General features: G+C 70.9%; 24 protein-coding genes. 11 read left to right on the forward strand and 13 right to left on the reverse strand.

All coding sequences use genetic code 11. The features are described from left to right. The first annotated feature begins 80 nt into the window (after nucleotides 1-80). A complete protein-coding gene (locus ACX1D3_RS06900) occupies nucleotides 81-2,090 on the forward strand; it encodes a thioredoxin domain-containing protein (RefSeq protein WP_458996244.1) in 2,010 nt (669 codons plus the stop codon). Between the two features lie 4 nt (nucleotides 2,091-2,094). On the opposite strand, the gene ACX1D3_RS06905 is transcribed toward ACX1D3_RS06900, so the two are convergent. The 5 genes from ACX1D3_RS06905 to trhA all read right to left on the reverse strand — a co-directional run bounded on the left by ACX1D3_RS06905 (nucleotide 2,095) and on the right by trhA (nucleotide 6,504). Further along, nucleotides 2,095-2,727 carry a hypothetical protein gene (locus ACX1D3_RS06905; protein WP_458996245.1) on the reverse strand — a complete coding sequence of 211 codons (633 nt, stop codon included), beginning with the start codon at nucleotides 2,725-2,727 and terminating at the stop codon, nucleotides 2,095-2,097. Further along, on the reverse strand, nucleotides 2,724-3,293 hold the full coding sequence (locus ACX1D3_RS06910) for an RNA polymerase sigma factor (RefSeq protein WP_458996246.1): 570 nt from the start codon (nucleotides 3,291-3,293) through the stop codon (nucleotides 2,724-2,726). Before ACX1D3_RS06910 ends, ACX1D3_RS06905 begins: the two co-directional genes overlap by 4 nt. Nucleotides 3,294-3,394: 101 nt before the next feature. Next, entirely contained in the window at nucleotides 3,395-4,198 is an 804-nt protein-coding gene (locus tag ACX1D3_RS06915) for a DUF4397 domain-containing protein (RefSeq protein WP_458996247.1), read from the reverse strand. 118 nt (nucleotides 4,199-4,316) lie between these two features. Continuing rightward, a complete protein-coding gene (gene phoH2, locus ACX1D3_RS06920) occupies nucleotides 4,317-5,663 on the reverse strand; it encodes an RNA 5'-3' helicase PhoH2 (protein WP_458996248.1) in 1,347 nt (448 codons plus the stop codon). 166 nt (nucleotides 5,664-5,829) lie between these two features. Continuing rightward, the gene (gene trhA / locus ACX1D3_RS06925; protein WP_458996249.1) at nucleotides 5,830-6,504 is read right to left on the reverse strand and encodes a PAQR family membrane homeostasis protein TrhA; all 675 of its coding nucleotides are present in this window, start codon (nucleotides 6,502-6,504) and stop codon (nucleotides 5,830-5,832) included. An 85-nt stretch (nucleotides 6,505-6,589) separates the two neighbouring features. On the opposite strand from trhA, the gene ACX1D3_RS06930 reads away from it, so the two are divergent. Next, complete coding sequence (locus ACX1D3_RS06930) at nucleotides 6,590-7,390, forward strand: isoprenyl transferase (RefSeq protein WP_458996250.1); 801 nt, start codon at nucleotides 6,590-6,592, stop codon at nucleotides 7,388-7,390. Nucleotides 7,391-7,434: 44 nt separating this feature from the next. Then, nucleotides 7,435-7,986: a DUF4245 domain-containing protein gene (locus ACX1D3_RS06935; RefSeq protein WP_458996251.1), complete on the forward strand. Its 552-nt coding sequence runs from the start codon at nucleotides 7,435-7,437 to the stop codon at nucleotides 7,984-7,986. Nucleotides 7,987-8,024: 38 nt separating this feature from the next. Here ACX1D3_RS06935 and ACX1D3_RS06940 read toward each other — a convergent pair whose 3' ends face one another. The 3 genes from ACX1D3_RS06940 to ACX1D3_RS06950 are packed head-to-tail and all read right to left on the reverse strand — an operon-like array spanning nucleotide 8,025 to nucleotide 10,208. Beyond that, nucleotides 8,025-8,222: an exodeoxyribonuclease VII small subunit gene (locus ACX1D3_RS06940; RefSeq protein WP_458996252.1), complete on the reverse strand. Its 198-nt coding sequence runs from the start codon at nucleotides 8,220-8,222 to the stop codon at nucleotides 8,025-8,027. Next, nucleotides 8,219-9,445: an exodeoxyribonuclease VII large subunit gene (gene xseA, locus ACX1D3_RS06945; RefSeq protein WP_458996253.1), complete on the reverse strand. Its 1,227-nt coding sequence runs from the start codon at nucleotides 9,443-9,445 to the stop codon at nucleotides 8,219-8,221. Before xseA ends, ACX1D3_RS06940 begins: the two co-directional genes overlap by 4 nt. Before the next feature lie 10 nt (nucleotides 9,446-9,455). Beyond that, a complete protein-coding gene (locus ACX1D3_RS06950) occupies nucleotides 9,456-10,208 on the reverse strand; it encodes a hypothetical protein (RefSeq protein WP_458996254.1) in 753 nt (250 codons plus the stop codon). A 41-nt stretch (nucleotides 10,209-10,249) separates the two neighbouring features. Here ACX1D3_RS06950 and ACX1D3_RS06955 point away from each other — a divergent pair, with 41 nt between their 5' ends. Next, the gene (locus ACX1D3_RS06955; RefSeq protein WP_458996255.1) at nucleotides 10,250-11,224 is read left to right on the forward strand and encodes a 4-hydroxy-3-methylbut-2-enyl diphosphate reductase; all 975 of its coding nucleotides are present in this window, start codon (nucleotides 10,250-10,252) and stop codon (nucleotides 11,222-11,224) included. Between the two features lie 4 nt (nucleotides 11,225-11,228). Here the strand turns inward: ACX1D3_RS06955 and ilvA are convergent, their stop codons facing one another. After that, nucleotides 11,229-12,494, reverse strand: coding sequence for a threonine ammonia-lyase IlvA (ilvA, locus tag ACX1D3_RS06960; protein WP_458996256.1), 1,266 nt, complete (start codon nucleotides 12,492-12,494; stop codon nucleotides 11,229-11,231). 90 nt (nucleotides 12,495-12,584) lie between these two features. On the opposite strand from ilvA, the gene ACX1D3_RS06965 reads away from it, so the two are divergent. Then, complete coding sequence (locus ACX1D3_RS06965; protein ID WP_458996257.1) at nucleotides 12,585-12,992, forward strand: hypothetical protein; 408 nt, start codon at nucleotides 12,585-12,587, stop codon at nucleotides 12,990-12,992. Between the two features lie 29 nt (nucleotides 12,993-13,021). On the opposite strand, the gene ACX1D3_RS06970 is transcribed toward ACX1D3_RS06965, so the two are convergent. After that, nucleotides 13,022-14,545 carry a DNA recombination protein RmuC gene (locus ACX1D3_RS06970; RefSeq protein ID WP_458996258.1) on the reverse strand — a complete coding sequence of 508 codons (1,524 nt, stop codon included), beginning with the start codon at nucleotides 14,543-14,545 and terminating at the stop codon, nucleotides 13,022-13,024. 96 nt (nucleotides 14,546-14,641) lie between these two features. Between ACX1D3_RS06970 and ACX1D3_RS06975 the strand changes: the two genes are divergently transcribed. The 5 genes from ACX1D3_RS06975 (at nucleotide 14,642) to ACX1D3_RS06995 (ending at nucleotide 17,939) form a co-directional block, all read left to right on the forward strand. Further along, nucleotides 14,642-15,907, forward strand: a complete 1,266-nt coding sequence (locus ACX1D3_RS06975) for a M18 family aminopeptidase (protein ID WP_458996259.1) — start codon at nucleotides 14,642-14,644, stop codon at nucleotides 15,905-15,907. 79 nt (nucleotides 15,908-15,986) lie between these two features. Continuing rightward, nucleotides 15,987-17,060 carry a redox-regulated ATPase YchF gene (gene ychF, locus ACX1D3_RS06980; protein WP_458996260.1) on the forward strand — a complete coding sequence of 358 codons (1,074 nt, stop codon included), beginning with the start codon at nucleotides 15,987-15,989 and terminating at the stop codon, nucleotides 17,058-17,060. Between the two features lie 107 nt (nucleotides 17,061-17,167). Beyond that, nucleotides 17,168-17,374: a type II toxin-antitoxin system RelE/ParE family toxin gene (locus ACX1D3_RS06985; protein WP_458996261.1), complete on the forward strand. Its 207-nt coding sequence runs from the start codon at nucleotides 17,168-17,170 to the stop codon at nucleotides 17,372-17,374. Further along, nucleotides 17,349-17,672 (forward strand): HigA family addiction module antitoxin, encoded by a 324-nt coding sequence (locus ACX1D3_RS06990; protein WP_458996262.1) that lies wholly within the window; start codon nucleotides 17,349-17,351, stop codon nucleotides 17,670-17,672. Before ACX1D3_RS06985 ends, ACX1D3_RS06990 begins: the two co-directional genes overlap by 26 nt. Before the next feature lie 141 nt (nucleotides 17,673-17,813). Beyond that, nucleotides 17,814-17,939, forward strand: a complete 126-nt coding sequence (locus tag ACX1D3_RS06995) for a hypothetical protein (RefSeq protein ID WP_458996263.1) — start codon at nucleotides 17,814-17,816, stop codon at nucleotides 17,937-17,939. On the opposite strand, the gene ACX1D3_RS07000 is transcribed toward ACX1D3_RS06995, so the two are convergent. Together ACX1D3_RS07000 and ACX1D3_RS07005 are read right to left on the reverse strand one after the other, a co-directional pair. Further along, a complete protein-coding gene (locus ACX1D3_RS07000) occupies nucleotides 17,914-18,540 on the reverse strand; it encodes an NAD(P)-dependent oxidoreductase (RefSeq protein WP_458996264.1) in 627 nt (208 codons plus the stop codon). The two genes, ACX1D3_RS06995 and ACX1D3_RS07000, sit on opposite strands and share 26 nt — an antisense overlap. 174 nt (nucleotides 18,541-18,714) lie before the next feature. Continuing rightward, the gene (locus ACX1D3_RS07005; protein WP_458996265.1) at nucleotides 18,715-19,158 is read right to left on the reverse strand and encodes a YdeI/OmpD-associated family protein; all 444 of its coding nucleotides are present in this window, start codon (nucleotides 19,156-19,158) and stop codon (nucleotides 18,715-18,717) included. Nucleotides 19,159-19,326: 168 nt separating this feature from the next. Between ACX1D3_RS07005 and ACX1D3_RS07010 the strand changes: the two genes are divergently transcribed. Beyond that, a complete protein-coding gene (locus ACX1D3_RS07010; RefSeq protein WP_458996266.1) occupies nucleotides 19,327-19,851 on the forward strand; it encodes a hypothetical protein in 525 nt (174 codons plus the stop codon). 38 nt (nucleotides 19,852-19,889) lie between these two features. Here ACX1D3_RS07010 and trpB read toward each other — a convergent pair whose 3' ends face one another. Continuing rightward, the gene (trpB, locus tag ACX1D3_RS07015) at nucleotides 19,890-21,089 is read right to left on the reverse strand and encodes a tryptophan synthase subunit beta (protein WP_458996267.1); all 1,200 of its coding nucleotides are present in this window, start codon (nucleotides 21,087-21,089) and stop codon (nucleotides 19,890-19,892) included. Nucleotides 21,090-21,156: the final 67 nt, after the last annotated feature.

Genomic DNA, 21,156 nt, shown 5'->3' on the forward strand with positions numbered 1-21,156 from the left:
CCGACCCGCCCAAGGAGCCGTGCATACCGGGGGCGGGTACCCCGTCGGCCCGGCCGCCAGGCGGCCGTTAGGCTGGGCGCATGGTCAACCGCCTCTCCCAGTCCGCCAGCGACTACCTGCTCCAGCACGCCCACCAGGCCGTCGACTGGTGGGAATGGTCACCCGAGGCGCTGGCCTCCGCCGTCGAGCTGGACCGGCCCATCCTCCTGTCGGTGGGGTACGCGTCGTGCCACTGGTGCCATGTGATGAGCCACGAGTCCTTCGAGAACCCGGAGATCGCGCGCCTCATCAACGACCACTTCGTGGCCATCAAGGTGGACCGCCAGCAGCACCCGGACGTGGACGCGCTCTACATGGTGGCCACGCAGGCGATGAACGGGGGCGCCGGCGGCTGGCCGATGACGGCCTTCCTCACCCCGGCGGGCGAGCCCTTCTTCACCGGAACCTACTTCCCGCCCGAGGCCCAGGGCGGCCAGCCGTCGTTCCGCCAGGTGCTCGAGGCGATGGCGGACGCCTGGCACTCCCGCCGCGACAAGGTGCTGGGGTCTGCCCGCTACATCGTCGAGTCGCTGACGGGGCACGAGATCCCGGCGCCGGAGGCCGCGCCGGACCTCCGCAAGGCCGTCGACGACGTGGAGGCCTCCTTCGACCTCATCCACGGCGGGTTCGGGTCCCAGCCGAAGTTCCCGGCGCCCACCCTGATCGACGCGCTCCTGGTCAAGGGGGACCCGCGCACGCTGGAGCTGGCGCAGCGCACGCTGGAGGCGATGGCGCGCGGCGGCATCCACGACCAGGTGGGTGGCGGGTTCCACCGCTACGCCGTCGACCCGGGCTGGGTGATCCCGCACTTCGAGAAGATGCTCTACGACAACGCCCTGCTGCTGGGCGCCTACGTGCGCGGCTGGCGCCGCACGGCAGACCACGACTCGGGGCTCAGGGCACTGTTCGAGCGCACGGCCTACGGCATCGTCGAATGGCTCGAGCGGGAGATGGTCACCGACCACGGGGGCTTCATCAGCGGGCTCGACGCCGACTCGTGCGACATCCGCGGCGCGGTCCACGAGGGCATCTTCTACCTGTGGAACCCCGACCTGCTCGACGACGTGCTCGGCGCCGAGCTGGGCGAGTGGGCGGCCGAGGTCTTCCACGTCACCAGGGGAGGAACCTTCGAGGACGGGCTGTCGACGCTCCAGCTGCGCGGCAGGCCGGACTTCGCCAAGCTCGACGAGGTCAGCCGGCTGCTGCTCGAGGAACGCTCGACGCGCTTCCGGCCGGGCTCCGACACGCTGGTGGTCGCCGCCTGGAACGGGTGGATGATCTCCTCGCTGGTGACCGGCGCACTGATCTTCGACGAGAAGGGCTGGCTCGAGCTGGCCCTGCGCGCGGCCGAGCACCTGGTGGCCGTGCACCACGCCGACGGGGACCTGCGGAGGTCCTCGCGCGACGGGGTCGCCGGCCCTGGCCTCGGGGTCGCGGAGGACTTCGGCGCGGTGGCGGAGGCGTTCGCCCTGCTGGCCGGTGCCACCGGTGACCCGGTGTGGCTGCGCCGCGCCGAGGCACTGGTGAGCCGGGCCGTGGAACTGTTCGGGCACGAGGACGGAGGCTTCTACGACGCCGCGGACTCCGGCCTGTTCGACCGGCCGCGGTCGCTGACGGACAACGTCACCCCGAGCGGGACGTCCTCGCTGATCGCGGCGCTGCGCCTGGTGGGCCTGCTGGCCGAGCGCCCGGAGCTCGTGGAGCGGGCGGACCGCGCGGCCCGCACCACCTGGGCGGCCGTGGCCGAGACGCCGCGCTTCGCGGGCGCGGCCCTGGCGGACCTGCTGGTCTCGGACGAGGCGCGCCGGGGCCTGAAGCCCGGTGTCGCGGTGGTGGTGAGCGCGGACCCGTTCGCCGAGCTCGCCCGCGCCGCGTGGCGCCTGGCACCACCCGGATCGGCCGTGCTCACCGCCCCCGAGGGGGCGGACGGGTGGGGAACCCACTTGGAGAACCGGGCCGACGGCGCGGTCTACGTGTGCCGCGGCACCGTGTGCTTCGACCCTGTGACCGACTACAACGAGCTGAAGACGCCCCTCTGGACCCGCGTCTGAGCGGTCAGGTGAGCAGCTCGCCGCGCATGATGGTGTCACCCGAGTGCCGGGGCTCGTCGTCGAACAGCTCGTTGGAGAGGTCGACGATGAGGTACCCGGACTCGATGAGCGACTCGTCGATGGCGAAGCGGCCCACCTCGTCGGCGGCGAACACGCCCACCGACACCATGCGCGCAAGGTCCGTGTTGATCAGCCAGACTTCGACGTAGCCGTCCGGGTTGGCCACGCCGCCGGGCACCTCGACGGCCAGGCTGTAGCCGACGCTGCGGCGGAGCAGTTCGGCGCGGCCGAGCTCCTCGTCCGGCGCGTCGAGCGGGGTGAGCACGGCGCGCCGGACCGCCTCGCCGACGTCGTCGCCACCGGTCAGCCAGCCGGTGGCCAGACCGGCGCCGGCGCCGACGAGCAGGCCTCCGACCCCGAACAGCCAGGCTCGGCGGCCGATGCCGCCGGTGGGCGGGGTGGTGGTGGCGGGTTCGGGTGCAGGGGAAGCAGCGGCGGGCGCCGGCGCGACCCCGGTGGCCGCCGCAATGGCGTCCCAGGTGCCGGGGGCGGGATCTGACCACACGGGTTCGGACCTGGCGGCGCGGCGGAAGCGGTCCGCGACATCGGCCAGTGGGTACTCGTCGCGCCCGGTCATGCTGCATCCACCTCCTCGAACACTGCTCTCAATCTTTCCAGACCACGGCGGACGTGGCTCTTGACGGTTCCCAGCGGGAGGTCCAGCCGCCTGGCGACCTCGTCGTGGGTGCGGTCCTCGAGGTAGACCAGGCGGAGGATGGTTGCCCGTGGGTCTCCCAGCGCGGCGAGGGCGTCGTGGATGATGACCGAGTCGATCACCTCGTCCACCCGTGCCGCCTCGATGGGCGGATCCCCGGCCAGCGCCTCCTGCGTCATCGCCTCGTCCTTGCGGAACGCGCGGGTCCTGGCACGGAGGGCGTCGATGACCTTGAGCCGGCAGATGCCGATGAGCCATGCCGGGAGGGACTCGTCGCTCGCCCTGAGGCTGGCCCTGGAGCTCCAGGCTGCGATGAAGACCTGCTGGGTCACGTCGTCGGCGTCATCCGCGGAGCCGAGGGAGCTGCGTGCGATGGTGTGGATGAGCCGGGACCACCGCGCGTACGCCTCCTGGAGCGCCGACTCGTCACCGGCCGCGAAGCGTGTGGCCAGGACCCCGATGGGGGTGGTGGGAGCTTCGACGATCACGGGCCCAGTCTTGCACACCGCCCGCCCTGGACGGGTCACACGGGGCGCGGCTCCCGCCCCTGGGAACCATGTGGAGGGGGCGGGAGCCGCTGATGGGGGGGTCAGGAGTTGCTGCGGGCCCGCGAGCGCTGAGCCGCCACGACGGTGGTGGCCACTCCGGCGATCATGAGCGACGCCGCGGTGAGGGCCAGGAACGAGGTGTCCGCGGGACCCTCCGCGCCGGTGCTCGGCATGCCAGTGGTCAGCTTGACTGTCTGCGTGGCGAGGGCGAGATTCTCGCCCTCAAGCGAGCCCCAGGCGTAGACGATGGTGTTCATGCCGGCCTTGATGTCGAGGTCGGCGGGGCCGAGGACGACGGTGTCGGTGCCGGCGGCCACCACGTCGGCGGCGATCGTGCCGGCGGCGATGTTGAGCTTGGCCTCCTTCGGGTTCTCCAGGCCCGGGACCGCGACAGCGCCACCCGCGCGGACGTCGACGGCGGGGGCCGCGGCCACGTGACGCACCGTCAGGCGGGCGCCCTTGTCCGAGGCGGAGGTGTCGTTGACGAAGGGGGTGAGGGTGGGGGTTCCGTCGGCCTTGAGGTGGGCCACGATGGTGATGTTCGCGCCGGCGGGGACCGCCACGTCGTTGGCCTCGATCACCGCGGCGCCGTCGGCGCCTGCGCCGGCCGCGACGACCTTCAGGTCGTAGGTGCCCTCCGGCAGCTCCTGCGGATCGGTCAGGGTGCCCGGGGCGAAGTTGGTCAGCAGCGCGGCGCCGTTGGCGTAGACGTCGACGGTGGCGTCGGGGACGCCGTGCAGGATGGAGATGGTGGAGGTGTGGTCGTCAGCGTGGGCGAGGGCGGCGGAGCCGACGGTGGCGGCCAGGGCGAGGGAGCCGGCGACGAAGAGGCGGGAGAGCTTCATGGGAGTGGTCCTTTCGAAGTGCTGTTCAGGCGACCATCGCCTTGACACTGAGTACTTCGAACGGACCCCCGCCCACGGATGCACCGGATCCAATCTTTTTTCTTTTTTTTTCTGGCGCTCAGGCGAGCTCGTCGACCTCCAGCATGTCGGTCACCAGGGCGGCGATGGGCGAGCGTTCCGAGCGGGTCAGCGTCACGTGGGCGAACAGCGGGTTGCCCTTCAGCTTCTCGATCACCGCGACGATGCCGTCGTGCCTGCCGACGCGGAGGTTGTCCCGCTGAGCCACGTCGTGGGTGAGCACCACCCGGGAGTTCTGGCCCACCCGTGACAGCACGGTGAGCAGGACGTTGCGCTCCAGCGACTGGGCCTCGTCGACGATGATGAACGCGTCGTGCAGCGACCGCCCCCGGATGTGGGTGAGCGGCAGCACCTCGATCATCTCCTGCTCGAGCAGCTCGTCGATGACGTACTTGTTGGTGACCGACGAGAGCGTGTCGAACACCGCCTGGCCCCACGGCGCCATCTTCTCCCCGGCGGTGCCGGGGAGGAAGCCGAGGTCCTGCCCGCCGACGGGGTAGAGCGGCCGGAACACCATCACCTTGCTGTACCTGCGCTGCTCCAGCACCGCGTCGAGCCCCGCGCACAGCGCGAGCGCGGACTTGCCGGTGCCCGCGCGGCCGCCCATGGACACGATGCCGATCGACTCATCCATGAGCAGATCGAGTGCCACCCGCTGCTCGGCCGAGCGGCCGTGGATGCCGAACACCTCGCGGTCGTGCTTGATCAGCTTGACCGAGCCGTCGGGCATCCGGCGCCCCAGCGCGCTCGACCCGGGGGCGTGCAGCACCACGCCGGTGTGGGTGGGCAGCGCGGCAGCCTGCCCGATGACGGCGTGGCCGTCCTCGTAGAGCGCGGATACCTCGTCGGTGGTCACGTCCACGCTGGCCATCCCGGTGAACCCGGCCTGCAGCGGAAGCTCATTGCGGTACTCCTCCGCGGCCAGCCCGACGGCGGCGGCCTTGACCCTGAGCGGCACGTCCTTCGAGACCAGCACGACGTCGTGGCCCTCGTTGGCGTAGTTGAGGGCGACGGCGAGGATCCGGGTGTCGTTGTCCCCCAGGCGGAACCCCACCGGGAGCGAGTCCTGGTCGCTGTGGTTGAGCTCCACGCGCAGGTTGCCGCCCTGGTCGTTGGTCACCATCGGGGTGTCCAGCCTGCCGTGCTGGATGCGCAGGTCATCGAGGAGCCGCAGCGCGGAGCGGGCGAAGTACCCGAGCTCCGGGTGATGGCGCTTCGACTCCAGCTCGGTGATCACCACGATGGGGAGGATCACGTTGTGTTCGGCGAACCGCAGCATCGCCTTGGGGTCGGAGAGGAGGACGGAGGTATCGACGACGTAGGTCTTGATCGCCGTGTCTGGCTGTGCAACGGTGGGGGAAGCCTGCTGGTGTGACGCGTTGAGCACGATGCTCCCTTCGCCGGGGCCGCGCTCACCGCGTCGGTCCCGATGGTGGGTCAAGGGACCGGTCTGGCAGTGATGGAGTGGTTCTCCATGGCCCGACAATAGCCCCAGGGGCCGCCCGCGACCAGGTAAATCACACGGTTGTAACTTACTGTTCACCCGGCGCGGGTCAGACGGCGAAGACGGCCAGCCCGATCGCGATCGCGTGGAGCAGGGCCGCGACGATGGTGCAGGCGTGGAACACCTCGTGAAAGCCGAACCAGGTGGGCGAGAGCTGCGGCCGCTTGGTGGCGTACGCGATGGCGCCGAGCGAGTAGACCAGGCCGCCCGCCCCGATCAGCAGCACAACGGCCGGGCCGCCGGCCGCCCAGAACTGGTCCAGCCAGCCGACCGCCGCCCAGCCCATGGCCAGGTACAGGAACGTGTACAACCAGCGGGGCGCACCCAGCCACAGGATCCGGAAGAGCACGCCCAGGATCGCGATGCTCCAGATGAGCACCAGGAGCGTCACGCGCGAGGACCCCTCCAGCAGGGTGAGGGCGAGCGGTGTGTAGCTGCCGGCGATGAACACGAAGATGTTGGAGTGGTCGATCCGCCTGAACAGGGCGTTGGCCCGCGGGGACCAGGTGCCACGGTGGTAGGCGGCGCTCGTGCCGAACAGCTGGACGGCGGCCAGGGTGTAGATGCCGCAGCCGATCCGGGCGGTGAGCGTGGGCGCGAACACCGTGAACACCAACCCGATGATGAAGGCCACCGGCGCCATGCCGAGGTGGAGCCACCCGCGGAGCTTCGGCTTCGCGGGGGAGGGGCTGGGGGTGAACGGGGGCTCTGCGATGTCGCTCATGCACTTACCTACGGTTGAGTAACTTACGGTTCCGTAGGTTACTCCTACGGCGTCGTGAAGCCAACTTGGCACTACTGTATTTCGCATGTCAGCGGTACGCCCCCTCGTCGAACGCTGGTGGCCGCCTCGCTGGCTGTACGCCAGCTACGAGCGCCAGGTCCTCCGGTACCTGGACAAGGAGACCCTGCCCCGGCACGTGGCGGTCCTGGCGGACGGCAACCGGCGCTGGGCGCGGATGAACGCCCCCGGCCAGCCCCTCGTCGCCGGGTACCGGGCCGGCGCGGCGAAGCTGCTGGAGTTCGTGGAGTGGTGCGACGAGACGCGGATCCCCGTCATCACGTTGTGGGTGCTGAGCACCGACAACCTCGAGCGCGCCGAGGAGGACGAGCTCACGCCGCTGCTGGAGGTGATCAGCCAGCTGGTGAAGGACCTGGCCGCCACGAAGCGCTGGCGGGTCCAGGCCGTCGGCGCCCTGGACCTGCTGCCCGAGGATGTCGCGGCGAGCCTGCAGGCGGCGTCGGACTCGACGGCGTGGGTCAGGGGCATGCACGTCAACGTCGCGGTGGCCTATGGTGGCCGGCACGAGCTGCGCGACGCGGTGCGCTCCCTCCTGGCCGAACGGGCGGCAGAGGGGGCGACGCTCGCCGAGGTGGCGGAGACCCTCGAGATCGACGAGATCTCGGCGCACCTCTACACCAAGGGCCAGCCGGACCCCGATCTCATCATCCGCACCTCGGGCGAGCAGCGCCTCTCCGGCTTCCTGCTGTGGCAGTCCGCGCACAGCGAATACTACTTCTGCGAGGCGCTCTGGCCGGACTTCCGGCGCGTGGACTTCGTGCGCGCGCTTCGCGCCTACTCGCAGCGCGAGCGCCGCTTCGGCCGCTGACGGCCGCTTTGTCCCCGCGGCGGGGCCGTGGGACGATGGCGCGCATGGCAGGCCGCAACCGCAACACCCGCTCGCGCGACATGGTGATCTCGATGTCCGTGCTGCTGGTGCCGATCGCGCTCATCGTGTGGTGGTTCACCAGCACCCCGGAGCCCAGGCCCGAGCCGGTCGACGTCACCGGGACCCTCACCAGGGCACTGGCCGAGACCCCCTACCCCCTCCTGAGGGCCGACGAGCCGGGCGATGGTTGGATCGCGGCCCGGGTGGCCTGGGCCAAGGAGGGCGACCCGTGGATCACCAGCGAGCCCGCGGCCGGCAACTGGTGGCAGGTGGGCTACCTCTCCCCGGACGAGATCTACTTCGGCGTGCAGCAGCGCGACGGCGCCATCGGCTCGTTCGTCTCCACCACCACCCGCGACGGGCGGGCCGTCGGAGGCACCGTCGAGCTCGCGGGGCGGACGTGGGAACGCTACGAGAGCAGCGACGGGCGCACCCGCAGCCTGGTGCACGCCGACGACGAGGTGACCTCGATCGTCACGGCGGATACGGACTTCACGCAACTCGAGGCCTTCGCGGCCACCCTCGTCGAGGCGTAGGGCCTCGTCGAGGCGTAAGGTCCTCGTCGAGGCGTAGGTCACTGGGCGGCGGGCCGCGCCTTCGCCACCTGGTCCTTCGCGCCGTCGAGGAAGCCCTGGCAGATCTCGGCGAGCTTCTCGCCGCGCTGCCACAGCTCCATGGACTCGGCGAGCGAGGCGCCCCCGGACTCGAGCCGGCGCACCACCTCGACCAGTTCGTCGCGGGCGGCCTCGTAGGTGAGCTGCTGGTCTGTCACGGTCGTTCTCCCTCGGGGGTGGTGGCGACGACGTCCAGGGCGAGTGACCCGTCGGCCAGGTAAGCGTGGATGCGGGCGCCGGGCGCGGTGTCCGTGACGGCCGACACCGACCGGTGCGCGTCGTCGACCAGGACGGCGTACCCACGCTCCAGGGTGCGCTTGGGCGAGAGGGCCCGGATGGAGCTCACCGCCGAGCGGAGGTGCGACTCCTCGTCCCTCAGCCGCCGCTCGATCGCCGCGGTCAGCTTGTGCCGCTGCAGGCTCAGCCGGTCGTAGTGGGCGGCGAAGGCGCTGGTGGGGTCGACCATGACGGGCCGCGACCTGAGCTGGTCGAGCTCCCGCTGCGCCTCCAGGATGCGGGTGGCGACGGCGCGACCCAGGCGGGCGCGGGCCTCCGCCAGGGCGTCGGTCTCGGCGGCGTGGTCCGGCACCACCCGTTTCGCCGCGTCGGTGGGGGTGGAGGCGCGGACGTCGGCCACGAGGTCCACGATGGGGGCGTCGCGCTCGTGCCCGATGGCCGTGACGACCGGGGTCCGGGCGGCTGCGACGGCGCGCACCACGCCCTCGTCGGAGAAGGACAGCAGGTCCTCCAGCGACCCGCCGCCGCGGGCGAGGATGATGACGTCCACCTCGGGATCGGCGTCGAGCGCGGCTAGGGCCAGCATGATGGACTCGGCGGAGTTGGGGCCCTGGACGAGGGCGTGCCGCGTCCGGATGCGGGCGGCGGGCCAGCGCCCGCCGACGGTGGTGACCACGTCCCGCTCGGCGTCCGAGTCCTTGCCCGTGACCAGGCCGATCATCCTCGGCAGGAGCGGCAGGCGGCGCTTCCGGGCAGGGTCGAAGAGCCCCTCGGCCTGCAGCTTGCGCTTGAGCTGCTCCAGTTGAGCCAGCAGCCGTCCCTCGCCCGCCACCTGGATCTCCAGGCACTCCAGGCTCAGCGACGCGTTGCGCTCCCAGACCCTGGGCTTGACCCGGGCGGTGACCCTGGACCCCTCGGGGAGGGGTCCCGCCGCGTCGAGCACCACGGTGGAGACCGTGACCTGCGCCGACATGTCGGCCACGCGGTCGCGGAAGGTGAGGAACTGCGTCGGGGCGTTGCGGCGCTTGATCTCCACCACCTGGGCGTCCACCCACACCTCGCCGAGGCGGCCCACCCAGTCCTTGGTGGCCATGATCACCCGGCCGAGCGGCTGCGGCTTCTCCGAGGAACTCTCCAGCGCCATGCGGGGCCGCTCAGTCCCAGATGCCGGACGAGCAGGTGGCGTACCAGGTGCCGTGGATCACGTTGCCGACGGCCACGCCCAGCTCGGCGGGCACCGCGCAGGAGATCGGCATGGCGCTCCTCCCGGTGACGTACTGGAAGTCGACGCCCGTGAGGACGTTGCGCCTGGTCTCCACTCCCAGCACCTCCACGCCCATGAGGAGGGCGGGGGAGGCCTCGGAGGCCGGGATGGCCGCGGCCTGCAGCGCGATGAGGCTCGGGGAGATCAGCGCGTGCGCGGGGATGCGCAGGTCGCCTCCGGGCGTGGCCTCGGGTGAGGCGTCGAACGCGGCCGCGTCCTCGTAGACGGTGACCTCGATGGCCAGCGCCCCCACCCGCAGCGCGTCCACGACGCTGTACTGACCGCCGGCGCGCAGCTCGTGCTGCGGGTAGGCCACCGGGTCGTCGACGAGGGCCACGAACTGCGCGAGCAGCGGCCCCGGCGCATCCGGCCCGTAGACGGCGACGCGGGCCAGCAGGTCCGTGAAGCGCACCACCTGGGCGCGGTAGGTCGTGTCGGCCACGAGGGCGCCGGTGGTGCTGACGCCCTGCCCCTCCCGCTTGACGAAGCTGAGCCGGGCGCCGCTGGGATCGGTGTAGGTGCCCACCAGGTCGAAGCCCGGGGCGGTGTCTATTCCGCGGACGCCGGCGTCGAACGCTGACTTGACGAGGGTGTCCATGGAGTCGACGTCGAAGCCGACGGCGTGGAGCTGGGGGGAGTGCATGCGGCTAGGGTACCGGCGAGGCACCACCTAGACTGGGCGCCATGACCACTGAAGCCCCCGCCATCAAGCGCGTCGTCGTCGCAGCCCCCCGCGGATACTGCGCCGGCGTGGACCGCGCCGTCGTCACGGTGGAGAAGGCCCTGGACCTGTACGGTCCGCCGGTCTACGTCCGCAAGCAGATCGTGCACAACAAGCACGTCGTCGAGACGTTGGAGGCCCGCGGGGCGATCTTCGTGGAGGAGCTCGACGAGGTGCCCACCGGTGCAACCGTCGTGTTCTCCGCGCACGGCGTCTCTCCCGCCGTGCACACCGAGGCCGCCGACCGTGGCCTCAAGACCATCGACGCCACCTGCCCGCTGGTCACGAAGGTGCACCACGAGGCCCGTCGGTTCGCCTCGGAGGGCACCCAGATCCTGCTCATCGGCCACGCCGGCCATGAGGAGGTCGAGGGCACCATGGGCGAGGCCCCGGAGCAGACCATCCTCGTGCAGTCGCCGTCGGACGTGGACTCCCTCGAGCTGCCGGAGCACGGCAGCCTGGCATGGCTCAGCCAGACCACGCTCTCGGTGGACGAGACCATGGAGACCGTCGGCCGGCTGCGGGAGAAGTTCCCGCTGCTCATGGACCCCCCGTCGGACGACATCTGCTACGCCACGCAGAACCGCCAGCTGGCCGTCAAGCAGATCTCCCCCGGGTGTGACCTGATGATCGTGGTGGGGTCACAGAACTCGTCGAACTCCGTGCGCCTGGTGGAGGTGGCGCTGGAGGCCGGCGCCAAGGCCTCCTACCGCGTGGACAACGCCGACGAGATCGACCCGGCCTGGCTCGAGGGCGTCAACAGCGTGGGCGTCACCTCGGGCGCGTCCGTGCCGGACGTGCTGGTGCAGGGGGTCCTGGACTACCTTGAGGGTCGCGGCTTCCCGCCCGCGGTGGAGGAGCGGCTGACCGAGGAGACGCTGCAGTTCGCGCTGCCGCCGGAGCTCCGCAAGGACCTGCGCCGCGCCGTCAAGCACTGACGCCTCAGGTGAGGAAGCGGAAGAAGGGGCTGTCGTAGGCCACCTCTTCTGCGGTCATGCCGCACTCGTCGATGCGTTGGAGCAGGAACGGGTAGTCGCCGGGATTGCCGAGCTCCACGCCCACCAGGGCGGGCCCGGTGTCGCGGTTGTTGCGCTTGACGTACTCGAAGTACGTGATGTCGTCCTCCGGGCCCAGCACCGAGTCCAGGAACATGCGCAGGGCGCCGGGTTGCTGCGGGAAGTCGACGAGGAAGTAGCGCTTCCGGCCCTCGTGGATGAGCGAGCGCTCCACCACCTCGGCGTAGCGGGACACGTCGTTGTTGCCGCCGGAGACCAGGACCAGCACGCGTGAACCGGTCGGGATCTGCACCCGCGGGCCGACGCCGCCGGTGGGCAGCGCGGCGGCGGCGAGTGCGCCGGCGGGCTCGGCGATGATGCCGTCGGTCTGGTAGAAGTCCAACATCTCCGAGCACACCTGGCCCTCGGGCACCCTGGTCAGCTCCACGCGCGCCTCGCGGATGACCTCGAACGTGAAGTCTCCCACCCGCTTGACGGCGGCGCCGTCGACGAAGGTGTCGATGTCGTGCAGCACCACGGGACGGCCGGCCGAGATGGCGGCCGCGACACAGGGCGCGCCCTCGGGCTCCACCCCGATGATCCTCACCTCGGGGTGGGTGGTGCGCAGCCACGCGGCGGCCCCCGCGAGCAGCCCGCCTCCGCCGACGGGGAGCACCACCACGTCGGGCACGAAGCCCAGCTGGTCGAAGGCCTCCACCACGACGGTGGCCTGGCCCGCGGCGGTCCGCGGGTCGTTGAACGCAGGCACCAGAATCTTGCCGTGACCGGCCAGGCGGGCGGCCTCCTCGGACGCGTCGTCGTAGCTGGCCCCGTGGAGCACCAGGTCCACGAAGCCGTGGCCGATCTCGAGGATCCGTTGCCGCTTCTGCCGGGGGGTGGTGTGGGGGACCACGACGGTGGCCTGGATGCCCAGCGCCGCGGCGGAGAACGCCACGCCCTGCCCGTGGTTGCCGGCCGACGCGCACACCACGCCCGCGCGCTTCTCTTCGTCTGTGAGCTGGGCCATGAGGTTGTAGGCGCCGCGAAGCTTGTACGAGCGGACGGGCTGAAGGTCCTCGCGCTTGAGCCAGATCTGGGACCCCGTCGCCTTCGAGAGCCGGGCGTTCAGTTGGACGGGCGTGCGGTCCGCGATCCCTCCGAGCCGGTCGACGGCAGGGGGAATCTGGGCGGCCAGGTCTGACAATGCGCTCACCCGCCCATTGTCGCCGGTCTGCCGCCGGACGCGTCAACCGCGCCCCGCCGGCCCCTGGATCGTGGGACGCGCGGGTGGCACCATGGCTGGATGGGTCCCCACGCGCCCCACGACGACGCCGCCTTCAGGCGCCCCGGCAGCGCTGCCTCCCCCCAGGAGACACGGGCCGAGCCGTGGACCTGGGGGCTGGGACCCGACGAGGGGACCCCCACCCCGATGACGGCGACCCGGCCGGCGGCCGTGTCGGCCCCTCGAGAGCAGCACGTGGTCCGCGCCTCCTGGGACCCGAACCCCGAGCCGATCGTCCCGGACAGCGTGGGCGGCGACGGGCCGGACTGGGCCCGCATCCTGACCCGGTCGTTGGCGCTGGTGGCCGCCGGTGTGTGCGCCGGGATCCTGCTGTCCAGACCGTGGTCCCCCAGGGACGACCCGCCCCCGACGCCCGCCGAGACGAGCGTGGGCGCCCCGGCCGGCTCCCCTGAGCCGACACGGCGATGACGCGTGGCCCATCCGGCTGAGGCAGCGGGTCAGCCGTCGGCCGTGCCGGTGCGACGGCGGAGCTGACGGACCGGGGGCTGGTCCAGCAGGTCCTTCTCCTCGGTGACCGCGGCCAACTCCAGGGTGCGCAGGTCCTCGAACTCCAGCATCTCCGGCACGGCGATCTCCCGTGCAGTCTCCGTCACCGGCGCCAGCCCGGGGAGCTCTCCTCCGGTGACGCCGAGGTCCTTGAAGCGGCGGGCCGACACCATGACCCGCGTCTCCACCGCGCCGACTGCCTTGTTGTAGTGCGACACCGCGCTGCCGAGCGAGCGGCCGAGCTTGTCGAAGTGCTGGCCCAGCGTGGCGAGGCGCTCGTACAGCTCGCGACCCAGCTTCGACACCTGCCCGGCCGTCTCGGCCAGCGCGACCTGCTGCCACCCGTTGGCGACGATCTGCAGCTGCGGGATGAGCAGGCCGGGGGAGGCGAGGACGATCTGGCGCCGGGTGGCGTAGTCGTGCAGCTCGGGCTCCTGCTCGAGCGCCAGCCGGTAGAACTCGTCCGAGGGCAGGTAGAGCACCACGAACTCGGGTGAGCCGAGGTCCAGCTGCCAGTAGTGCTTGCCGGAGAGGTCGTCGATGTGCTTGCGCACGTGGGCCGCGAACGTCTTGAAGTGCGCCTTCTGCGCGGACTCGTCCTCCGTGTTGTAGGCCTCGAGGACCGCGCTGAGCGGCACCTTGGAGTCCACGAAGATCACCTTGCCTGCCGGGAGGTTGATCCGCATGTCCGGCCTGAACCGGCCGTCGTCGGAGGTGTAGGTGGCCTGCGCGTCGAAGTCGCACCGCTCCGTGAGGCCGGAGATCTCGACGATCCGCTTGAGGCTCCGCTCGCCCCAGGCGCCGCGCACCTGCGGCGTGCGCAGCGCGTTGCTCAGGCTGAGCGTCTCGCGGCGGATGGCGTCTCCGGAGAGGCGCACCGCCTGCACCTGCTCGCCAAGCTCGGCGGCCATCCGCACCCGGTCCTTCTCGACGGCCTGCAGCCTGTCCTGCAGCTGGCGGAGACCGTCGGTCAACGGCCCGACGAGCTGCTCGGTGGCCTTGAGCCGGTGCGCGGCCACCTCGTCGGCCTGCTTCCCCTGGCGCTCCAGGGTGTCCGCCGAGAAGGCCTTGAACTGCGCCAGGAGGACCTCCCTGTCGGCGGCCTGCTCGGCAGCCTTCTGCACCGCCGCGTCCCGCTGTGCGGTGAGCCCGGCCACCTGGGCCGCGACACCCGCGGTCTCGCTCCGGGCCTCGGCCACCAGACGCTGCGCGTCCACCGCCACGGTGCGCAACTCGGCCTTCTCCGCAAGGTGCTGAGCCACCTCGGCCTTCACCGCTGCCGCCTCGGCGCGCGCGCGGCTGGCCTCCTCGAGCGCCCGGGACGTCTCCTGCCGGGCCGACGACACGGCCAGCAGTTCCTCCGTCCGGGCGTGCCGGCCGGCGTCCGCGGAGGACTGGCGGCGCCCGAGCAGGTAGCCGCCGACGGCGCCGGCCAGGAGGGCGAGAAGGCTGAGCACGATGGCGAGAACGTCCATGCGTCCACTCAATCAGGGGCCACCGACAATTCCCCGGCGCCACTCCGGCAGCGGCCCGGAGCGGGCGCCCCGAGCGGTCGGGCTACCGTAGGGGCCATGCTCACCAGCGCCCAGGACCACATCGACCACCTCTCCGGCTTCGTCACCGCGTCACCCACCTCGTTCCACGCCGCGGAGCAGATCGCGGACAGGCTCAGGGCCGCCGGGTTCGAGCAGGTGGACGCCCGGCGCCCGTGGGGCGGCGTGACGGGCAGGCGGTTCGTGGCCCGCGACGGCGCCGTCGTGGCCTGGGTGGCCCCGGAGGAGCTGGCCGGCGACGCCGGGTTCCGGATCGTCGGCACCCACACTGATTCCCCCGGGTTCAAGGTCAAGCCGGGTGCCCTGATCCAGAGCGTCGGCTGGACGCAGCTCGGCGTCGAGGTCTATGGCGGGCCGCTGCTGAACTCGTGGCTGGACCGCGACCTCGGCATCGCCGGGACGCTCGTCACGCTCGACGGCTCGGTGCACCTGGTCCGGACCGGCCCGATCGCGCGGATCCCGCAGCTCGCCATCCACCTCGACCGCAGCGCCAACGACGGGTTGAAGCTCGACCGTCAGGCGCACACCCAGCCGGTGCTCGCCGTCGAGCTGCGCGGGTCGCTGCTGGACCATCTGTGCGGGCTCGCCGGCGTCGAGCCGGGCCAGGTGGCGTTCCACGACCTCTTCGCCTTCGACACCCAGCCGCCCGCCGTCATCGGCCTCGAGCGCGAGTTCCTCGCCTCGGCCCGCCTCGACAACCTGCTGTCCACGCATGCCGCGCTGACCGCGGTCGACGGCCTGGCGCCCGGCCGCGACATCGCCGTGTTCGCCGCCTTCGATCACGAGGAGGTCGGCTCCGACACCGCGACGGGCGCGGGTGGGCCACTGCTGCAGGACGTCCTGGAGCGCATCGCAGCCGGGTACGGGCTCGGCCTCGACGCCACCCGCGCCATGCTCGCCCGCTCCAGCTGCGTCTCCGCCGACTGCGGCCACCTGGTCCACCCGAACTATGCGGGCCAGCACGACCCCGTCAACCGCCCGCTGCCCAACCGCGGGCCCCTGCTGAAGATCAACGCGAACCAGCGCTACGCCACCGACGCCGTCGGCGCCGCGATCTGGCTGCGGGCCTGTGCCGAGGCGGGGGTGCCCACCCAGCCGTTCGTGTCCAACAACGCGGTGCCGTGCGGCTCTACCATCGGCCCGATCACGGCCACCCGGCTCGGGATCACCACCGTCGACGTCGGTGCCGGCCTGCTCAGCATGCACTCGGCGCGGGAGATGTGCGGCGTCGAGGACCCGTGGCACCTCGCCCGGGCGATGCACGCCTACTGGGCGGGCGCCTGACCCTTCTCGTCGGGCCGGCGCCGGCGACGGCGGCCCACCCGTTCGGACCGCGACGCCGGGGCCGGTAAGCTCGTCCCTCGTGGCACTCACCATCGGGATCGTCGGTCTCCCCAACGCCGGCAAGTCGACCCTGTTCAACGCGCTCACCCGCAACAACGTGCTCGCGGCGAACTACCCGTTCGCGACGATCGAGCCCAACGTCGGCGTCGTCGGCGTGCCGGACCCGCGCCTTGCGCAGCTGGCCAAGCTCTACGGCTCCGAGCGGATCATCCCGGCCACCGTGAGCTTCGTCGACATCGCCGGCATCGTGAAGGGAGCCTCGCAAGGCGAGGGCATGGGCAACGCCTTCCTGGCCAACATCCGCGAGGCTGACGCCATCTGCCAGGTCACCCGGGTCTTCGACGACGAGGACGTCACGCACGTCGACGGCAAGGTGGATCCCGCCAACGACATCGACACCATCGCCACGGAGTTGATCCTCGCCGATCTCGCCACCGTCGAGAAGGCGCTGCCGCGCGTCGAGAAGGAGGCGCGCATCAAAAAGGAGTCGCAGCCGAAGCTCGCCGCCTACCAGGCAGCCAAGGACGCGCTGGAGTCCGGCAAGGGCGTCCGCGCGGCCGGCCTCGACGTCGAGGAGCTGCGCGACCTTTTCCTGCTCACCGCCAAGCCCTATCTCTACGTCTTCAACTGCGACCAGGACGAGCTGGGCGACGAGGACCTCAAGGCCCGGATGCGGGAGCTCGTGGCGCCCTCGGAGGCCATCTTCCTCGACGCCAAGTTCGAGTCCGAGCTCGTCGAGATGGAGGAGGACGAGGCGCGCGAGTTCCTCGCCGAGATGGGCGTCGAGGAGCCCGGGCTCGACGTGCTGGCCCGCGTCGGCTTCGACACCCTCGGCCTGCAGACCTACCTCACTGCCGGCCCCAAGGAGTCGCGCGGGTGGACCATCCCGAAGGGCGCGACCGCCCCGGAGGCTGCCGGCGTCATCCACACAGACTTCCAGAAGGGCTTCATCAAGGCCCAGGTGATCGGCTTCGACGACCTGATGGCCGCGGGCTCCGAGGCCGCCGCGAAGGCCGCCGGCAAGATGCGCCTCGAGGGCAAGGACTACGTGATGGCCGACGGCGACGTGGTCGAGTTCCGCTTTAACGTCTAGCGTTATTGACGAACGTCGTTATACTCTGGTCGAGTGATCAGGTCGTTCGGCAGCAAGGACACCGAGCGCATCTGGCATGAGCAGTACGTCAAGGGCGTCGACGGGCCGTGCAGCGGTCGACTCTCCGGAAGCTCGAGCTGATCCATGCGGCGCACGACGTCGAGGATCTCAGGATCCCGCCAGGGAACAGGCTCGAGCGACTGGTCGGCGATCGTCGTGGGCAACACAGCGTCCGCGTGAACGCGAAGTGGCGTCTCTGCTTCGTCTGGAGAGAAGGAGGTGCAGAAGATGTCGAACTCGTCGACTACCACTGAGGCTGACCTGATCGAACCGATCCACCCGGGAGAGATCCTGATGGAGGACTTCATCGAGGGCTTCGGGATCACGCAGAACAAGCTGGCTGTCGCCATCGGCGTCCCGCCGCGACGGATCAACGAGATCGTGCACGGCAAGCGGGGCATCACCGCTGACACTGCGATCCGTCTGGCCCGCTACTTCGGCACCTCGGAGGAGTTCTGGATGAATCTGCAGTCGCACTACGAGTTGCGGATCGAGCGCCGGGCGCTACGCGACAAGGTCGCGGCGATCCAGCCGCTCGCCCAGGCCTCCTGACGTGGGTGGCGTCGCGACCGCCGTTCATCCGGTGGGGGCGGCTCCCCACTGTGTCTATGCATTGGTGCTCACGCTCGATGGGAACCGGGTTCTCTTGAGTCGACATCGGGAGTGCTCGACATGGGAGACCCAGGAGGGCTGATGTACGTCGGCCAGGCTGTCCTCACCTACGACCAACGGCTCAGCAACGCGGCGAGGGCGGCGGGACTCGAGGTGATCGCTCCCACCTCGAGCGGGGCCGTCACCCCGTCGGTGGGGGGCTGCTGATGCCGATGGCCTTCCCGATCGTGGCGTCGTCGCCGAGGACCTCGAGCATGAAGGCCGCCAAATCCGCCCGGGGGACGGTGCCGAGCAGCTTCTGGCCGCTGGTGGTTTCCAGCGCGAGCCACGAGCCCTGCGGCGCCTTGTCCGTGAGTCCGGTCGGGCGCACCACCGTCCAGTCCAGGCCGGAGCCGGTGACAGCCGCCTCCTGCTCGTTGTGGTCGGCCAGCGGGCCGCCCAGCACCACCGGGGTGATGTAGCGCAACACGCCCGGCAGCTGTGACGCGGATCCTCCGGCGCCCACGGAGGACTGGACGACCAGCCTGCGGACCCCGGCCCGCCGCATGGCGTCGATGACGGTTCGCGTCACGGCCGCGCGCTGGTGGCGGATGCCCTTCGCGGCGCCGACGGTGATCACGACGGCGTCCGCGCCGGTCACCGCCTCGGCGCACACCTCGGGCTCCGTCGCGTTGCCGGCGATGATCCGCGCGCCGTCGGGCCCGTTTCCGCCGCGCGAGACGACCGTGACGCTGTGTCCTGCCGCCAGCGCGAGCCTCGCGAGGAGCGCTCCGGTTCCCTGAGATCCGCCGATGATCGTGATGCGCATTGGTTCACCTGTCCTGTGTGTCGAGCGGTACGCCCGTGGTTCAGCTGGACGCCCCGGCCGGGGCCGGGACCTCCGTGGCATCGGCCTCGGCCTGCGACGCGTCTGCGCTCGCCCACCGTAGCCGAGGTGCGGCGAACCACGGTGATGGCTGCGCGACGCCCATCGGGTTCCGCGTCAGGAGAGGTTCCCGAGCTCCTCCAGAGCCTTGGCCAGGCGACGCTCTCTCGTGGCCTCCTGCTTCGCCTCCGCGATCCCGCGGGCCAGTTCCTTGCGCCGCGTGTAGCTGAGGGCGTCCCAGGCCCGTTGGAGCGCAGCGTCGGCGGCCAGCGCATCGGCCAACTGGTGGGGCACGTCGACGGTCCGCTCCGCCTCATCCGCGGCGATCGTCACGTCCACCTCGTCGCCGATCTCCACCCCGAGTGCGGCCCTCGCCGCCCTGCTCAGCCCGATGCACGCCGCCCCGCCCATGCGGGTGATCCGGAGCCGCGCGGACGCGTCGCCGATCGTCACGACGACCGGCGGCGTCTTCGACGGCGACACCGCCGCGGACTCCTCGTCCGTCAACTCGATGGCCCCGGCAGGCCCGAAGGCGACGATGGTGGTGCGCAGTTCGATCATGGCCACCAGTGTGCCGCGGTGGACGGTCTGCGCGACCGGCTTGGCTGGCTGGCGGATCTGGTGCCGACTACGACACCAGAACCGCCACCTAGTAGTCGCCGACGGCAGCCCTGCGTGCACGCGGTCGGCGCGGCTGGAATTGTCAGTGGCGCCAACCATGCTGGGTGAATGAGAAATGAGCAGCATCCTGACCTCCTCAAGTTCCGACTGAAGTACCGCCCCTTGGAAGACGCTGCGATGGCGGGTGAGTGGCTGTGGGGACGGTGGCTGGATCGAAAGACCGGGCTCGTCGTCGCCCAGAACAACGCGATCGAGGTTCCGTTGGTGGTCACCGACACGTTGCGCGTTGCCCGAGACCCCGAGGGTGGCTGGCGCATGGTCGAGGTGGTGCGCGTCGCGGAGTTCCATGCCACGTGGACCACCTTCGACAGTCCAGTGACCACTCACGCGGCACAGCAGGTCTACGACGGCTGGGTCCGTGACGGATACGCGATCCACACCGAGGGCAGTTCCCGAGTCATGGTGACTGCGTGGCAGGAGTCGATGGGCATGGAGCAGATCCTGACGGTTCTGCAGCCCGCGTTCGGCAACGATGGATGGACGCTGTGGCACGTCTTCACGCCGACGGAGCGGCTTGCTGAGATTCAACATCGAGTGGACCTGCGGTCGCCTTCTATGAAGAGCAGGTCGTGATCGCCGGGGGAGTCCCTCGTGCCGTCGAGACTGGGCGGCTAGCGGGCGGCGAGCACCTCGGCGACGTAGTCCACGTCCTTGTCGCCGCGACCCGACAGGTTGATCAGCACGATCGCGTCCTTCGGCATCGACGGCGCCAGGCGCATGGCGTGGGCCACCGCGTGGGAGCTCTCCAGTGCGGGGATGATGCCCTCGGTGCGGCACAGTAGCTGGAACGCGTCGAGGCACTCGGCGTCGGTGGCGGACACGTAGGTGACGCGTCCCGACTCCTGCAGGAACGCGTGCTGCGGGCCCACGCCGGGGTAGTCCAGGCCAGAGGCGATGGAGTGCACCGGTGCCGGGTCACCCTCGGCCGTCTGGATCACCTTGGTGGCCATGCCGTGCAGGACGCCGTCGGTGCCGGTGGTCATGGTGGCCGCGTGCTCGCCGAGCACCTCCACGCCGCGACCCGCCGGCTCGACGCCGTACAGGGCCACGTCCTCGTCGTCGAGGAACGCCGTGAACAGGCCCATCGCGTTGGAGCCGCCGCCCACGCAGGCCGCGACAGCATCAGGCAGGCGCCCCTCCGCCTCCAGCATCTGGGCGCGGGCCTCCCGTCCGACGATGGCCTGGAAGTCGCGCACCATCGACGGGTAGGGGTCAGGACCCACCACCGAGCCGATGCCGAAGAACGTGTCCTCGAAGTCGCGCGCGTAGGTGGAGAACGCGGAGTCGACGGCCTCCTTCAGCGACGCGCCGCCCTCGGTGACCTCCACCACCTTGGCACCGAGCAGCTGCATGCGCACCACGTTCGGGTGCTGCTTGGCCACGTCGATGGCGCCCATGTGGATCTCGCACTCCAGGCCGAGCAGCGCGGCCGCGGTGGCCAGCGCCACGCCGTGCTGGCCGGCGCCGGTCTCGGCGATCAGCTTCTTCTTGCCCATGCGGCGGGCCAGCAGGCCCTCGCCGAGGCAGTGGTTGATCTTGTGCGACCCGGTGTGGTTGAGGTCCTCGCGCTTGAGGTAGACCTTGGCGCCGCCCAGGTGCTCGGTCAGGTTCTCGGCGAAGTGCAGCAGCGACGGGCGCCCGACGTAGGCCTTGAGGAGGTGGGCGTACTCCTCCATGAAGGCGGGGTCGTTGCGGGCCTCGTCGTAGGCGGCCTTCACCTCGGCGATGGGCTCGACGAGGTGGGGCGGGAGGTAGGCGCCGCCGAACCGCCCGAAGTAGCCTGCCTCGTCCGCCTGAGAAAAGTTCGTCACGCGGCAGAACATACTTGATCCGGCGCGTGGCCGCCGTCGATCCATCCGCTGGACCCGGTGCGATCTC

It is taken from the genome of Tessaracoccus yangjingae (assembly GCF_054483935.1).